Below are 15140 nucleotides of genomic sequence, written 5' to 3' on the forward strand. Positions count from 1 at the left end.
TTTAAGATGAACCCGAAAAGTCTTTTTCGGACTGAAAACGGTCTGAACAAGAAAGTCGCCAAACAGTCGCTAAAGCGCCTTTCTCAGGATCAATAAAGTCCCAATAATCTGGTCGTTTGAGTTTCGTATCGCGGAAATGGATGGCACCACTTCAATGACCGTACCACGCTGCGAAATAATCGTAGAAGTTTGAACCAGGTTCACCGTGAAACCGCTGGCCAGCACCTGCCCCCGATATTTTTCAAGTTGCTCGACGGTCTGACTTCCGGACAAACCAAACAACTGCTCAACAGAGATACCTTGCGCATCCGCCTGAAACCAACCTGTCATGCGCTCAGCAACACTGTTGAGATAGTACACAGTACCATCAGCCTCGACTGCAACCAGTCCGTCTGTCACGGCATTCAATGTTGAATTAATTCGCTCTGTCGCTCCCTGCAGCGCAACCCTCATTCGTTGTGGCCGACTTAACAACACATAACACACAAAACCACATATTAAGGCCAATAACGCATTGGCTGTTCCGAGATAGTAGCTTTGCACTTCTCCGGCCATCGAGTAGCCATCCTTAAACTTGGCCGTCAAAAACCAACTTCCAACAGGTAACTTCACCGTAGAGTAAATCAAGGGTTCCGAAAAAGCAGAGGCACCAAAAAAAATACTACCGGACGCCCCTTCTGCATTTTTGCCCCGAATGCCTATGTCATAATCCGCTTCAATGGGTTCCAGTCCCGCCTCCGATAACAAAGCACGCAGTTCAACCAATACCGTTGCAAATCCCCAAAAAGAGTCCGGCTTACCGTCACCAGAGTCCACAAAGACAGGCTTTCGAATGGCGATCGCCCAACCACCCTGAACAAGATCCATTGGGCCTTCGATGATGAACGATTTTTGATCCACCGCCGATTGAATTAAATCCCGGCTACGACTTTCAAAGAGATTGAACCCCAAGGCTCGTTTATTAAGATCCATATTGGTCAGATACTGCACCACACCGTTAGGGGCTAACTGAAGACTGCGAATACCTTTTAATTCGTACACAATCGACGAACTGATGACATTGAAGTCATGCTCATTAAAATCAGAGTTATTTTTTACAAATGCAGCTAAGGTATGAGTTAATGCCGTTCGCTGCCTGACGCCCTGAGCCAAAGCAATCGCGAATTGGTCGAGTCGTTTTTGTGCCAGAGAAATCTCCTGTTGATGGAGATGTTCCCGAAAAGAGTTCTGAGCCAGCGTTGCGGCAAAAAAGACCAAACAAGCCAAAATGAATGCGACAAGAAACGGGTGTCTGTTTAACTTCATTCGCTACGCCTGTAGTCCCTATGAAAGAAAGCAAGTTAACCATGAAACATTAATGAAAGGGCAATTTATCTAACTATATGAGAATAGACCAACCTCTGGAAGTCCTGTAAAAGAAATATCACCCCCTGAGTACCTTGGTTTTATGGTTTAATACGCCCCTGATCAACACAAGCTAAGCCGTCCAGTGCAAGACCATGACCGATAAAAACATTCACCCTACCCCCGAGCCTCATGATTTAGCCCAGCCCGAAGGCACACGGGTGAATAAATACATCAGTGACTCCGGATTCTGCCCAAGAAAAAAGGCAGATAAACTGATTAAAGCAGACCGGGTCACGATCAATGGTGAACTTTGCCGGCTAGGCACAAAAGTCGGCCCGAATGACATCGTCAAGGTGGATGATCAGGTCATTACCCCAAGAGAAAAAACCAATTTCAAACACGTGTATATTGCTTACCATAAGCCCGTCGGTGTTACTTGTACGGCCTCACCTGACGTTGAAAACAACATCATCAATGCCATTGCTCATCACGAAAGAATCTTCCCGGTCGGCCGCCTTGATAAAGCCTCCGAAGGATTAATGATTCTTACCACCGACGGCAGCATTGTGAATAAAATCTTGCGTGCAGAAAACGCCCACGACAAAGAGTACCGAGTCACCGTCGATTCCCCTTTAGACAATTCATTTGTTAAGAACATGTCTAACGGACTGCCCATTCTCGGCACCATAACCAACCCCTGTACTGTGGCATTGGAAAGCCCTACCGTTTTTAAAATCACTCTGAACCAGGGCTTAAACCGACAAATACGCAGAATGTGTAAGTTCCTTGGTTTTAAGGTTTTGCGGCTTGAGCGCCTCCGTATTATGAATATTCATTTGAATGATTTACCACCCAATGAGTGGCGTGATTTAACGCCTGCCGAACTGAGCGACATTTTCAATGCCGTTTCTCAATCGGTTGATTCTTCAGAAGAACTGCAAGCAAAAAGTGTAAAGTTATGAACTCCTGCCCCAGACAACGTTGATAACGCTATACTGGGAAAACCTGAAGACATTTTCCGGAGCCATCCGTACACATGACCTTTGTTCAACGACTCAACAAGAAACAGGCATTGCTTCTCTGCTGGTCGCTGTCGGCTTTATTTACTGTGTTTTTTATGTTTTTCCATTGGCTGGACTTCATGGAAGAACAAAAACAACACGACCAACTTGCAGACCAAATTGCTGAGTCTGCCGCCATCGCCGCTCAGGAACGGATTCATAACGTTTTAAATAACCTCATCGTTTTATCCAAATTGATAGCCTCTCAACCTGAAGTAAAAGCCATCGCCAGCCAGCAGCAAGAAGCCGAGTTAAGTACGGACAAAATGTCCCATTTAAAAATTCTGCTGGAAGAAATCAAAGGGGCCATTGTTCTCATCGCCAACAGAGATCAGAAAGTTATTTTATTGGAAGACGAATACCAAGGGTATCTCAGCACCAATGCTCAGGAAATAAACTACCATCTGACAAAAGCAATGAATGATGGCCAGAACATTGCCTTCTTTTACGATAAGAAAACTGAAAGCAGCGATATTTACGCCTACATTCGAATCGACGACGGCCCCGAAACCATAGGCGCCGTTGTCATTGACTTTTCCTTGTCATCGACCTGGCAGAACTTAGGCAAACACTCATCTAAAGTGTTTATTGCCAACAAATTTAACGAAGCTATGCGCTTAGGCACAAATAATATCAAACCGATTAATCTGATATTTTCCGGGCACGCATCACCACAGGCGCAAACCAAAGCCACGCCGCCAGAAGCCAGTCAAGCTGACCACGTACATCGCCTTTGGATCAATGCCAATCAAAGCCTTCATATTCACCAAACCAGCCAATATGGCATTAACGTCTATCGCATTCCGCAACTGTTCAAAGGCCGGACCAAGTTAGTGAGCTTGCCTATTTCCGAACACGACGGCTGGCAATTACTTGTATTTACAGACGCCGAAAATGTATTTGAGTCACTAGCTAAAGAAAGAGATGAGGCGTTATACGTCTTAACAATCATTTTAATTTTCGTACTTATTCTGGATCGCTTTATTCGATACCATTTCACCATACAAAGCCTGACCTACATTGACGCGCTAACAGGCCTCAACAACCGAACCCACCTCAATTTGTTTCTGCCACACACCATATCAACCCACGACCGAGGAGAGTTCAATCACCTTGGCGTGTTATTGATGGACATCGATAAATTCAAATCCGTCAATGATACTTATGGCCACGACATAGGCGATAAAGTGCTGAGAATGGTGGCGCAAACCTTAAAAACAAACAGCCGCACCAATGATCTTTTGTACCGCTACGGAGGAGAAGAGTTTCTGATCTTAAGCAATGGCAATGATTATGACTCCTTAAACGCCTTTGCAGAACGGCTTCGGTTAGCGGTGGAGTCCATGAACGAAGTTAAAATCTATGTACCTGATGGAGTCACCATCTCTGTCGGGGTAACAGAGCGACATCCAAAAGAAGACCCATTGAAAATGTTTTCCAGAGTTGACGGCCTTCTGTATAAAGCTAAGAAGAATGGTAGAAACCGGGTGGAATCTGAACCCTAGCGTGATAAATACCCGCGTGGCTCAGCGATTATTCTTTAAGGTATTTATCATAAATCGCTTTATATCGGCCTGTTTCCTTCAAATATGCCAAACCTTCATTAAAGTCATCGCGCAATACTTTATCCCAAAAAACAGGGCGATAATCTAAAGGGTTCAACTCAACAAAGTTATGAAATTGTACCGGGTTTATATCGTGCCCTTTTTTCAGTTTTACCTGCAACGCGTAATATTGAAAAATATTTTTGTCACTAAGCACCACATCGTAATGACCTTCATTCAGCGTAAGCACCTGTAACATCTGGTTGTTTTGTTCAAGATACTTACCTGCAGTTTTAATCGGTTCTAACCATTGAGGGTAACGCTTTAATGCACCTTGGAAAGAAATCACAGACAAGCCTGTTAAGTCCTCTGGTTTGTTTATGCTTATGTTTCGCTCTTTCAGTGTTATCAAAACATTGTTATAGACCACCGCCGGGTCACCATGATAAACAGGGTTCGCCATCTTTTTTCCAAGGTCGGTCATCGCAGCCTGAACTTCCCCAAGCGCAAAAGCCACTGGCACCCGAGCCAATGGATAATATTTAGGAACCAGCCGATGATTTCGATGCGCTAACGCTGCGCCAATCACTTCCAGTTCAATACCAGAGTTCGTTTCAGGAAACGAAAACGGCGGTATTGCATCGCCAAACGCCATCACAACGTCGTCACTTCGTAAGATGAAAGAGCAGAACAACAGACAAAAGCCCACCAGAAACCGAAACATCACAACCTCCATCACAACCTGTGTGCCCAAAGGGAATAAAGCCTGAAGCCCCATCACTTAAACGCGTCTATGTAAGCCATTAGTTCCTATTGTAGTTGAGTCTATGATTACCGGTTTCAAAGCACAAAAAAAAGCACAAACCAAAAGTTCTTCTTGGTTTGTGCTTCTTACATTAATACAACACTTGGTTGTTTATGACATTTGAGACTGGATGTAATTCTGCAAACCAATCCTGTCGATTAATCCGAGATGCTGTTCAAGCCAATAGATGTGATCCATTTCAGTGTCATCAAGCAGCGCTTCAAGAATCTCACGGCTGACATAGTCTTGTTCTTCTTCACACACCTTGATGATTTTTCTTAAGCTTTCAGCCACCACACGCTCAGCTTCCAAATCGTTTTGAAGCATTTCTTTTACATCTTTACCGACATGAATCGGTTCTCTTGATGCGGTGTCAGGCGTCCCCTCAAGAAACAAAATCCGCTCTGCAAGCTTCTTCGCGTGGTCTAGTTCCTCTTCGTATTCATGCGATAGTTTGTCATGAAGTTTATTAATGCCCCAATCTTCGTACATTTTGGAGTGGGCCAGGTATTGATCCATGGAGGTTAACTCCAAGGTCAACTGTTTGTTGAGAAGGTCTATTACCTTTTTACTGCCTTGCATGGTTAATCTTCCATCATTGATTGTTGATAATTTTCGATTCCGGTATTGGCAATCAGGAACTGCTGAGATTCAATCCAATCGAGATGCTCTTCCTCTTCTTCCAGAATTTTCTCAAGCATTTCACGGCTGACATAATCCTGCTCGTTTTCACACAGCTCAATCACTTCACGCAACGCAGCGATCTGCTCGACTTCAAAATCCAAGTTGCACTGAAGCATCTCTTCGGTATTTTCACCAATACGCAACTTCTCTAACTTTTGTAAATTGGGCAATCCTTCAAGAAATAAAACACGCTCAATAATACGATCCGCCTGCTTCATATCTTTAATGGACTTTTTGTAATCTTTTTCATTCAGTTCTTCCAATCCCCAGTTTTTATAAATACGAGCATGCAAGAAGTACTGATTAATCGAAGTCAATTCGAATGTAAGAATTCGATTCAACGCAGCTAAAATATTGGGTTTGGATTTCATGGTTCTGTCCTGTTACCTGAATGTACTGATTTATGACAAGATAATAGATCATTTTGAGATAGAAACAAGACTATTTTCATATAAAGAAGAAATCAATATATTCCTTATAAATAAGCAACTTAGAATAAAAAATAGAGTCATTATCATTTGTATTTCGCGTTCAATTACCATCCAAATTCCGCATCAGAAATTGGACAAGATCTTCGTAATAAAAGCCAATTTCAATAAGAATTATTCTTGAAAAAATTGATCCAAATCTGGCTTAAAATAAATATCTTGATACTATTAGCCTTAAGGCAGTAACTTCACTTTTTAATTATCTGAATTCAAATATCAGGCAATTTTTAAATAAGGTTTATTATGAATTTAGAAGAATCCATTACACTCATTAAGAGTTTCATTACCACAGACTTTAAATTGGCAGAAGGCATTGATATTGCCGAGCGCCAAGCGCTAGAAAACGAAAAAGGGATCTCCTTCCCTCCCGAACTCAAAGCCTATATCGAAACCGTCTGCCCAAACCTAAATCTGGCCATTGAAAGCGTCGGTCCGCCCGTTGAATTATTATCCCGAGACAAAATGTCCTGGACGTTGCCGGGTTATAACTTCAACCCGGAAACCAATGAAAAAATCGAAAACTGGGATGACGACTGGTTTCTGATTGGCCACGAAGGCGCAGACCCAATCATTGTTTCGTTGAAAGACCAGGGACCTAACTCCCCTGTTTACAGTGCCATTCACGGCACGGGTGTTTGGGAGTTCTGCCCGATTGCTGACTCCATTGGCGAATTTCTTGCCTGCGCTTTTGCGGTAGAACACGCACTTAACTTCCCTGGCATAGACCAACCGATGGACGATGACTTCAATCTTCTTGAAATCCCGGCCCAATGGCTGTTTCCATTCATTAAAAAGTACGCCGAACCCTACTATGATGAGTGGGTTGGTGTGTTTGAGAATTATTTAGACGAATACTAACCTTCACTTTATCTACTCTATGAGCTTTAAGTTCAAGGCATAACTGTGCTTTAAATCCAACCCGAAACTGTACCTAAAAGCGTTCAGTTTCGGGTGCTAGACTGTTTTGATCATTTCAACGATAAGCAGGACAAAGCATGGAGCTCCACTCAATCAAAGCCAAACTGGTCGATGTATTCGCCAGCTCAAAATTAGCAGGCAATGGCTTAACCATCTTCTGGAACTGTTCGGATATAACTGAACAAGATATGTTGAGTCTGACACGTGAAATGCGCCAATTTGAGTCCATCTTTGTATTAAGTGAACCTGGTACTTCTCCTGTTCGTGCCCGAATTTTCACCATGGAAGAAGAGTTAGATTTTGCCGGCCATCCGCTTATTGGTCTCGCCGCACATCTTCATGAAGAGTATGGTTCTGAAGCAACCCATCACTGGACAATTCAGCTTAATAAGAAACAAGTTGAGATGATTAGTACTCAACAAGAAGGGTTTATTACCGCCGAAATGAATCAGGGTACACCGGAGTTTTTGGGGGTCTTAGATGAGCAGAGTCGAGTTGAGGTGTTTAATGCACTGAACCTGCCCGAGTCCAGTAGAGCCGACATGCCTTGTCAGGTTGTATCCACTGGACTGGATTACCTGATCGTCCCGATCACTTCAGGCATAGAGCACGCCAAAATATCAATTCCCGACTTTGAAGCACTGCTTGAGCAACACAAAGCCAAGTTCGTTTATGTGTTAGACATAAACACTTTTGAAGGCCGAACCTGGAATAACGAAGGAACGGTGGAAGACATCGCCACGGGCAGTGCTGCTGGTCCGGCCGCTGCCTTTCTGCACCAGGCGGGTTTGGTTAAAACCCGGCAAAGCTTTCAAATCAGTCAGGGACGTTTTGTCAGTCGACCAAGCAAAATAAATTGTCTGGTATCTGACCAAGAATCAGAACTTGAAATCCTGATCAGTGGCGACGTTCATTCGATTGCAAACATCCATTTTTCCAGTTAGTCGGATTCACCAGCACTCAAAATAAAACCCGCCAGTAATCCAGTGGCGGGCTTATACTTTTAGAATGCTTGACTTTATGAACAAAAAACTAAGGCAATACGGTATCGGCTCTTGCACTTAGGTTCTGAATGCGTTCATCATCTGCAAGGTCCGTTTCAACGACGTTAAACGAAGTATCAGCTGCAAAGTTCGCTTGCAGATATTCCGCCAACGCATCTTGTTCTGAACCGGGATCAGCAAAAGTAGCTAACCCGTCTTCATCCAAAACATCTTCAAGCTCAATTTCATTCACCAACGGGAACGACCAAGGATAACCATCACCACCCACGCCTTCGTTATTACTTGCCAAAAATCCTAACGTAACAATTCGGAAAGTACGCGCTGGGTCACCTTGTAAAACACCATTTTCCACAACCGCATCCACCACATTACCATCGGCATCTAACACAGCTACAGAACGAACACGTTCACCCACTTGAGTAACGGTAGCGCCATCCGCCATGCGCGGATTTCGAGCGGGATCAAAGCTGAAGCGAACACCTGCCACCTGAGCAAAACGACCAGCCCCATTCTCAACCCCGGACACCGCATGCTCTAACACATCAAATAACGTTTGAGCGGTAATATCCATAATCGTGAGGCTGTTGTTAAAACGTAATGAGCCTTCCAGATCAAACTGGGATATATCGCCGGTTCCCTTACCAACCTGGGCATTGGCTGGGTTCGGCGAAAAAGTAAGATCATCTGCATTTGTAGATCCGGGAGGAAACGATACTAAACCGATATCATCTCGAATTCCCCCTCCGTTTTTAATGGAGATTTGTACGGTGTTATCGTATTGCTGAGCCTGCCACAGGTTCGCGTCCGCAGTGAGATTCCCCAAGTTCGTTTCCTGAGTTCTGACCTGGCCACGTCGACCATCCAGGTACACGCTGGAGTTACCTAGAATATTGCCATCACGCTCCGCAAGAACCAGCTGTAAACCCGTGACAATCTCAGTAACTTCGGAATTTATGTGACCACTCAAATTCTCAACGGTCGTTTCATCTGAGGCATAAACACCATTTACTGCCTCATCCAACGACGACATAACCAAAACACCACTCGCATCAAACTCGGCAACTAAGCGCCCAAGATACTTGTAATCGCCGTCGGTATTCACCACTAAAGTTGGATTGCCATCTGCATCGTCAAAACTCAACGGATAATTGTCTGCCGCTGTATCCCCCACCAACAAGCGATCATTGGCATCTGCCAGTAAAGTATTTGAGCCTCCGGCAACGATTATATCTACGTCCGTCAGTAATTCGGCCAGATCTTTTTCAATTTCAATCACTTGCATGTGGGAAAGAAGAATAATTTTATTGACCCCTTCCTCAACCAATGCATTAACCGCAGGCTGAATCGACGCAGCCAATGCCACATGATCCGTCGTGGAATCAGGCAGAATATCAATGTCTCCGGTATTGGTGATGCTGGCTAAGGTTGGAGTGGTTGCGCCAACCACGCCAATTTTTTCTCCACCCACCTCAATGATCGTTGATTTCGCCAAAGCATTCGGAACATCACCGGCATTCTGGCCGTCAGCTTTCACCAAATCGCTCAGATTCGCATCCGTTGAAAAATTGAGATTAGCACTTAAATATGGAAATTTAGCTCCGGCGTAGTTGCCACTTGCCGCAACAATGCTTGCGAACTCAGCCGTACCACCATCCAGATCGTGGTTGCCAACCGCTGAAGCCTGATACCCTATTGCATTCATAAAGGCGATGTCGGCACGGCCATTACCTGCCTCACCAACGCCACTGATAAAGTTCATGGCATTGTCTGATGCCGCAAAATACCTGGGGCCAGGAATATAGTTATCGCCAGAACTCAACAACAAAGTGTTGTTCGGGTAATCAGCACGAAGTGCGCCTACAATTGCCGAAAACGACTCGACATTGTCCAGTGCACCTGTCGCGCCATCCATATCAGCATTATGCAGCAACTGTAATGTAAAGTTTCCCGCAGAGGATGCCGCGTTAGCGTCAAAAGAACCTGAAGAGCTGTCACTATCACTGCAACCCGTTAATAACGCAGCCATTGCCAATGAAAGTGCACAAACTTCAAACCTGATGTTAAGACTCATAAATCAATCCTTTGAAAATGATTGGTAATTTACGAGCCAGTCTATGAGCCAGATAGTGACAACTTTATTAAAAGATTTTAAAGACTTCTTCTATTATGAAATAACATAAAAATAAATATCTAAGTATCTGGCCATTTGGAGATAAGAATGGAATTTTTGCAGGGACTGCAGAAGCATCTACAGCAAAACAATAATCAACAAAATGCGGAGTCAGTGTGCCCCTTAGGTATGGCAATCTGTCAATGAGCATTTTAAAACAACGATTAACGAGGCAGTTTATTATTGAGGTTTTTGGAGCAAGGGTTCAACCCATTGTTCAGCTTAATTATTATATTTTGACCCTGATAGGGCTATGCTGCGCCACCGGGATGACTTATGGTGAAACGCGCTCAGACTCACCGACCCTCCAGGTTGTCGGGGCTGAATTCCCTCCCTACTTTACTGACAAACACAAAGATCACGGCATTTTGGGCTTAGTCTTGCGGGCAGCACTGAGTCGCCATGGTTATCACTTAGAATTTAAGGTTAAGCCCTTCGCCAGGGCAGTCGAGGAGGTAAAGACAGGACGGGCAGACATTCTCGCAGCCACCTACAAAACACCAGAGAGAGAAGTGTTGTTCCACTTTTCCTACCCCATTATTGAATCTGAGGTGCTTCTCATCAAACACAGTGCGACGGACATTCATTACCAAACACTGGAGGATTTAGTCTCCTATCGAATAGGTAAAATTCGCAGATCCAGCTCTACCCTCAACATAGATCAGCTGTCGAACTTAAATATCATTCAGGTAAACTCTTACACTCAAGGCCTCAACATGTTGCTACTGGACAGAATCGACCTGATGATCTTCAACCAACTCGTACTGAAACATTATCTTAACAGTCCCAGTTACTCCAAAAAACGATCCAAACTGCAAACTTTGACGCCTGCCTTAGGTAAGCAAAAGACGTACGCTGCGATCTCGAAGAAGATTAACAACCACCAGGCATTGTCAAACACCCTGAACACCACGTTAGAAACGCTCTCAATGAACGGTCAGCTGGAGCGGATGATTGAAAGCTATCTGCAATCCGCTTACCCAGCAGACAATGACCACAAAAATTAAGAACGTGGTAATTACCAATTATTTTTCATAAGACGCCAGAAACATATCCACCGTTCGCTCAACGATGACCGCTTGCGCCTCTTTTGATGGCTTCGGCTGACCCATCACCACAACGGGCCAAAATACGGCACCTTTAATCAAGCTGGTGAATTGGTTACTCGCAAAACAGATATCTTCTATCTGCAGTGCACCCTGCTGTCTTGCTTCCTCCAAAAAACGGCTGAACAAGTCATCTCCCTCTTGAGCTTTATCCATAAGAGCACACATTTTATCCGGCGAACGAATCGTCTCCGATAATACGAGTCTCGCCAATTGCACTAAATCTTCATTCAACATCACTTGAATTTTCGCATCAGCAATTGCGATTAATTGATCTCGGACGGGTCGATCCGCTTGAAACGTAAAAGCCATACTTTGACTGAATAAAGCAACCAACTCCAGAACTATGGCTGAGAACAAATCCTCTTTACTTGAAAAATGGTTGTATACCGTCCGCTTGGAAACACCAGCAATGCTCGCGACATGATCCATACTGGTCGCGGCAAACCCTTGATCAATGAACGCTTGTTTGGCGCCGTTTAAAATTGCGTGTCGTTTTTGTTCAGACACAGATAGCTTTTTATCCAATGCGTTAGCCCATTCATAAATTACATTTCATCGGCAATTTTACACTTCCAAGTTTACTTTTCAAAATCCTTATGTAAACTAGCCAGTGTAGTTTACTTTTATACAACCTGTTACAGAGAGCTCCATGAAGCCACATAAGACGAAAACAACAGTCGTGATCGCAGGTTTATGCCTATTAGGAGGGCTTACCATGTCGGCGTGTTCCTTGAACGCAAATATCACCGAAAACCTCAACGATAAAGTCCAGTCCAGTAACTTTGCGAACGGCAAATTTTACAACGACAAGCGAACACCCGGATTTGAATGGGGCAAAACGTGGAAGATCCTAAAACGATACATCACGGAGCCACAAGTCAATACCGAGCCTTCAGCGGTGATTCCTGTCACCCCTATGTTGACTGAAGATTTACTTTCCACTGAGCAAGATTCCGTGTGGCGACTCGGCCACTCCAGTATGCTTTTGAAAATCAGCAACGAATTCGTTTTGCTGGACCCCATGTTTTCGGAGCGCGCTTCGCCTTTTTCAATGATGGGACCAAAACGATTTCACCAACCCCCGATTAGTATTCATCAGCTGCCTCACATTAAAGCGGTGGTCATTTCACACAATCATTACGACCACCTTGATGAAGCCAGCATCCAACAACTTGCTGACCGTGTAGACCAGTTCATCGTTCCATTGGGCAATGGCGCGGATTTAATATCCTGGGGAATTCATCCAGAGAAAATCAAAGAACTCGACTGGTGGCAACAAACCGAGATAAGCGACATTACTATTACGGCTACACCGTCCCAGCACTTTTCAGGCCGGGGTTTGGGGGATGGGAACAAAACATTATGGGCCTCTTACGTGATCAACTCGCCTCAAACCAAAATTTTCTTTACCGGTGATAGCGGGTATTTCAACGGTTTCAAGGAAATCGGAAAGCGCTTTGGTCCCTTTGACCTCACGTTAATCGAAACCGGGGCGTACGACAAAATGTGGTCAGATGTGCATATGCAGCCCAAAGAAAGCCTGCAAACGCATTTGGATGTAAAAGGTAAAAAGATGTTGCCCGTGCACAATGGCACGTTCAATTTAGCTTTTCATGAATGGACAGACCCATTCGATCAAATCAGCCAGCTGGCACAAGAAAAAGATGTGGATTTATTAACCCCTAAAATGGGCGACAGAGTGACCATCCACGATAAAAACCAAACACTGGCCTGGTGGCAACCACTGAAAAATTGATTGAGAGTTTCTTCGCCAACTCAACCAAGAAAAGCCGAACAGATGTTCGGCTCTCGTGATCTAGCTGTGAGCTAACTAACTTCCTTACAGAGATCACATGCTCAGAAGCCATTGCTACGGTTGTATACGGAATCACACCTGCTGAACAGGCGGTACACTGCCAGAAATCCGGTCTTTAACCACATCGTAAACCCAGTTAAAAATAACGGCATAGATCAGGAAAAAGATCACGGCACCAAAATCCAATGCCAGTACGGTCCAGAAGTCCAACTGCAGGACAGCCATAATGATTGGGAATGAAAACACCAGCATTCCTACCTCAAAAGCAATGCCGTGACCGATTCTCATTGCCAGGGTTCGGTTAATACGATCACTGCCATACATACGATCAAAGGCAAGATTAAATAGATAATTCCAAATCATAGCGACGACTGAAATCGTCACAGCTAACCCCGTCATTTTAAGCGGGTCTTGCTTAGTTATCAGATATGCCAGCCCAGCCAACAATATTAAAGCCACAGCTTCGAACAATAAGGAATGAAAAATTCGTTCTTTAATGGACATTTCTTTCACCTCAATTAACGTGTAGGCTGAATTCTATAAAGATGAAAGATAATAGAAAGTTAGTTACTATCACTTTTAATGATAGTTAGCTTGGTTACCGTATTTAGGATTCGATCATTATGTATAACCTGGAACAACTGAAAATGTTTGTGGAAGCCGCTGAGACCGGGTCATTTTCTGCGTGTGCCCGCAAACTAGGAAAAGCGCAGTCGGCCATTAGCCAAGGTATCGCGAACCTTGAAATAGATCTTGGAAATCAGCTCTTTGACCGAACCTCACGGAAACCTACGTTGACCAAACAAGGACAACGACTGTTGTCTTATGCTCAGGCGATACTTCTCCAAACACATGAACTGAACAGTGCTGCAAGCTCACTGTCTCACGCACAAGAAACCCATTTAATGCTGGCCGTCGATGGTGCCTTAATGGTGCCCGCCTTCGACACCCTGCTTCATCAGTTTTCTGAGATATTTCCTGCCACAGGGATAGAGTTACACTCAATTGCCAGCCCCGACATTGCCGCATTGGTACATTCAGGGAAAGCAGACTTAGGCCTCATGTTTTGTGATCTGGTTTTTCCAAAAGAAGTGGATTTGTGTTTTCTGGGCAACCTCCCGTTCTATGCGGTGTGTAGCCCGAATCATCCTTTGGCACAACTGGAAAGTGCAAACGTCCCGGATCTGTTGCCCCACCGCCAAATCATGTTAAAAGGTGTCGACGGTCGGGAGTTGGCCCAGTTTGTAGCTCTGTCCACTCAAGTCTGGTGGAGCAACAGTTTTTACATGATTTACGACTTGCTGAAACAGGGAATGGGCTGGAGTTACTTGCCCTACCATATGGCAGAAACGGGCATCCAGAAAAAAGAGCTACACCGGATTTCACTCAGTTTCGACCATAAGCCCTGGAACCCGCCTATTGATCGGGTTATGCAAAAGAACAAGACCTCTGGCCCGGCATTATCCTGGCTGGCTAATGGCCTTAAAAATATTTTTGATCAATAATTCAGATAATAAGCACCTGGATCATTTAGGACGAATACATGGACATCTTAATCATCACCTTTGCGATTATCATTGTATTAATTGGGGTTTATCAATATAAAAAGGCGCTGAAACGGAAACGAGCAGTGCGAATAGACAGCTACCAGTTTCCTAAGTCCATTCCCGAAAAAATCATCAAAACATACCCTCACCTCTCCGAAGAGCAGGTCAATCAGGTGATGTCTGGTTTAAGAGAATACTTTCACATTTGCAATCTCGCCGGTCGTAAGATGGTCGCTATGCCCTCCCAGGCTGTCGACCTTGCCTGGCATGAGTTCATTTTATTCACCAAACACTACGAGTTATTTTGCAAGCATTGCCTTGGCCGGTTTCTTCACCATACTCCCGCTGAGGCCATGAGCACCCCTACCCTCGCACAAGACGGCATTAAACGTGTGTGGCGAATCAGCTGTCATCGAGAAGTCATCAGTCCGATAAAACCCAAACAACTGCCGATGTTATTTGCCATGGACGCCTCTCTGAAAATTCCGGACGGTTTCAACTACTCACTCAACTGCAAACACAAAAATCAAAGTGGCTATTGTGCCAGCCACATTGGTTGTGGCGGAGGCTGCACTGGCGATTCCGGCGGAAGCTCCTGTGGTAGCAGCTGTGGTGGAGGTTGCGGCGGCGGAGATTAATTACAACAA

15 protein-coding genes are annotated in these 15140 nt (G+C 44.5%); 8 read left to right on the forward strand and 7 right to left on the reverse strand.

Annotated elements, in window-relative coordinates; translation table 11 throughout:
- Positions 1-69: 69 nt before the first annotated feature.
- Positions 70-1305 (reverse strand): PAS domain-containing protein, encoded by a 1236-nt coding sequence (locus ABD744_RS17705; protein WP_344799891.1) that lies wholly within the window; start codon positions 1303-1305, stop codon positions 70-72.
- Between the two features lie 194 nt (positions 1306-1499).
- Here ABD744_RS17705 and ABD744_RS17710 point away from each other — a divergent pair, with 194 nt between their 5' ends.
- A complete protein-coding gene (locus tag ABD744_RS17710; RefSeq protein ID WP_344799892.1) occupies positions 1500-2309 on the forward strand; it encodes a pseudouridine synthase in 810 nt (269 codons plus the stop codon).
- A gap of 74 nt (positions 2310-2383) precedes the next feature.
- Entirely contained in the window at positions 2384-3913 is a 1530-nt protein-coding gene (locus tag ABD744_RS17715; protein WP_344799893.1) for a sensor domain-containing diguanylate cyclase, read from the forward strand.
- A 28-nt stretch (positions 3914-3941) separates the two neighbouring features.
- Here ABD744_RS17715 and ABD744_RS17720 read toward each other — a convergent pair whose 3' ends face one another.
- The 3 genes from ABD744_RS17720 to bfr (ABD744_RS17730) form a co-directional block, all read right to left on the reverse strand.
- A complete protein-coding gene (locus ABD744_RS17720; protein ID WP_344799894.1) occupies positions 3942-4676 on the reverse strand; it encodes a substrate-binding periplasmic protein in 735 nt (244 codons plus the stop codon).
- Between the two features lie 192 nt (positions 4677-4868).
- A complete protein-coding gene (gene bfr / locus ABD744_RS17725; protein WP_344799895.1) occupies positions 4869-5339 on the reverse strand; it encodes a bacterioferritin in 471 nt (156 codons plus the stop codon).
- Positions 5340-5341: 2 nt separating this feature from the next.
- Positions 5342-5812, reverse strand: coding sequence for a bacterioferritin (gene bfr / locus ABD744_RS17730; RefSeq protein WP_344799897.1), 471 nt, complete (start codon positions 5810-5812; stop codon positions 5342-5344).
- Between the two features lie 360 nt (positions 5813-6172).
- On the opposite strand from bfr (ABD744_RS17730), the gene ABD744_RS17735 reads away from it, so the two are divergent.
- Complete coding sequence (locus ABD744_RS17735; RefSeq protein ID WP_344799898.1) at positions 6173-6787, forward strand: SMI1/KNR4 family protein; 615 nt, start codon at positions 6173-6175, stop codon at positions 6785-6787.
- Between the two features lie 137 nt (positions 6788-6924).
- Positions 6925-7791 (forward strand): PhzF family phenazine biosynthesis protein, encoded by an 867-nt coding sequence (locus ABD744_RS17740; protein WP_344799899.1) that lies wholly within the window; start codon positions 6925-6927, stop codon positions 7789-7791.
- 88 nt (positions 7792-7879) lie between these two features.
- Here the strand turns inward: ABD744_RS17740 and ABD744_RS17745 are convergent, their stop codons facing one another.
- The gene (locus ABD744_RS17745) at positions 7880-9922 is read right to left on the reverse strand and encodes a 5'-nucleotidase C-terminal domain-containing protein (RefSeq protein ID WP_344799900.1); all 2043 of its coding nucleotides are present in this window, start codon (positions 9920-9922) and stop codon (positions 7880-7882) included.
- Between the two features lie 242 nt (positions 9923-10164).
- On the opposite strand from ABD744_RS17745, the gene ABD744_RS17750 reads away from it, so the two are divergent.
- Positions 10165-11028, forward strand: a complete 864-nt coding sequence (locus tag ABD744_RS17750) for a substrate-binding periplasmic protein (RefSeq protein WP_344799901.1) — start codon at positions 10165-10167, stop codon at positions 11026-11028.
- An 18-nt stretch (positions 11029-11046) separates the two neighbouring features.
- Here ABD744_RS17750 and ABD744_RS17755 read toward each other — a convergent pair whose 3' ends face one another.
- On the reverse strand, positions 11047-11655 hold the full coding sequence (locus ABD744_RS17755) for a TetR/AcrR family transcriptional regulator (RefSeq protein WP_344799902.1): 609 nt from the start codon (positions 11653-11655) through the stop codon (positions 11047-11049).
- Positions 11656-11845: 190 nt separating this feature from the next.
- Between ABD744_RS17755 and ABD744_RS17760 the strand changes: the two genes are divergently transcribed.
- Entirely contained in the window at positions 11846-12886 is a 1041-nt protein-coding gene (locus tag ABD744_RS17760; protein WP_344799903.1) for an MBL fold metallo-hydrolase, read from the forward strand.
- Positions 12887-13018: 132 nt separating this feature from the next.
- Here the strand turns inward: ABD744_RS17760 and ABD744_RS17765 are convergent, their stop codons facing one another.
- Positions 13019-13450, reverse strand: a complete 432-nt coding sequence (locus ABD744_RS17765) for a PACE efflux transporter (RefSeq protein ID WP_344799904.1) — start codon at positions 13448-13450, stop codon at positions 13019-13021.
- Positions 13451-13569: 119 nt separating this feature from the next.
- Here ABD744_RS17765 and ABD744_RS17770 point away from each other — a divergent pair, with 119 nt between their 5' ends.
- Together ABD744_RS17770 and ABD744_RS17775 are read left to right on the forward strand one after the other, a co-directional pair.
- Positions 13570-14451: a LysR family transcriptional regulator gene (locus ABD744_RS17770; RefSeq protein ID WP_344799905.1), complete on the forward strand. Its 882-nt coding sequence runs from the start codon at positions 13570-13572 to the stop codon at positions 14449-14451.
- A gap of 38 nt (positions 14452-14489) precedes the next feature.
- Positions 14490-15131 carry a glycine-rich domain-containing protein gene (locus ABD744_RS17775; protein ID WP_344799906.1) on the forward strand — a complete coding sequence of 214 codons (642 nt, stop codon included), beginning with the start codon at positions 14490-14492 and terminating at the stop codon, positions 15129-15131.
- The last annotated feature ends 9 nt before the right edge of the window (positions 15132-15140 follow it).

The sequence above is a fragment of the Litoribacillus peritrichatus genome, assembly GCF_039537985.1.
In the GTDB taxonomy this organism is placed as follows: domain Bacteria; phylum Pseudomonadota; class Gammaproteobacteria; order Pseudomonadales; family Litoribrevibacteraceae; genus Litoribacillus; species Litoribacillus peritrichatus.

Coding starts and splice junctions, on each gene's coding strand:
- ABD744_RS17705 (WP_344799891.1), bottom strand. CDS start 1,305: ATGAAGTTAAACAGACACCCGTTTCTTGTCGCATTCATTTTGGCTTGT.
- ABD744_RS17710 (WP_344799892.1), top strand. CDS start 1,500: ATGACCGATAAAAACATTCACCCTACCCCCGAGCCTCATGATTTAGCC.
- ABD744_RS17715 (WP_344799893.1), top strand. CDS start 2,384: ATGACCTTTGTTCAACGACTCAACAAGAAACAGGCATTGCTTCTCTGC.
- ABD744_RS17720 (WP_344799894.1), bottom strand. CDS start 4,676: ATGTTTCGGTTTCTGGTGGGCTTTTGTCTGTTGTTCTGCTCTTTCATC.
- bfr (WP_344799895.1), bottom strand. CDS start 5,339: ATGCAAGGCAGTAAAAAGGTAATAGACCTTCTCAACAAACAGTTGACC.
- bfr (WP_344799897.1), bottom strand. CDS start 5,812: ATGAAATCCAAACCCAATATTTTAGCTGCGTTGAATCGAATTCTTACA.
- ABD744_RS17735 (WP_344799898.1), top strand. CDS start 6,173: ATGAATTTAGAAGAATCCATTACACTCATTAAGAGTTTCATTACCACA.
- ABD744_RS17740 (WP_344799899.1), top strand. CDS start 6,925: ATGGAGCTCCACTCAATCAAAGCCAAACTGGTCGATGTATTCGCCAGC.
- ABD744_RS17745 (WP_344799900.1), bottom strand. CDS start 9,922: ATGAGTCTTAACATCAGGTTTGAAGTTTGTGCACTTTCATTGGCAATG.
- ABD744_RS17750 (WP_344799901.1), top strand. CDS start 10,165: ATGAGCATTTTAAAACAACGATTAACGAGGCAGTTTATTATTGAGGTT.
- ABD744_RS17760 (WP_344799903.1), top strand. CDS start 11,846: ATGTCGGCGTGTTCCTTGAACGCAAATATCACCGAAAACCTCAACGAT.
- ABD744_RS17765 (WP_344799904.1), bottom strand. CDS start 13,450: ATGTCCATTAAAGAACGAATTTTTCATTCCTTATTGTTCGAAGCTGTG.
- ABD744_RS17770 (WP_344799905.1), top strand. CDS start 13,570: ATGTATAACCTGGAACAACTGAAAATGTTTGTGGAAGCCGCTGAGACC.
- ABD744_RS17775 (WP_344799906.1), top strand. CDS start 14,490: ATGGACATCTTAATCATCACCTTTGCGATTATCATTGTATTAATTGGG.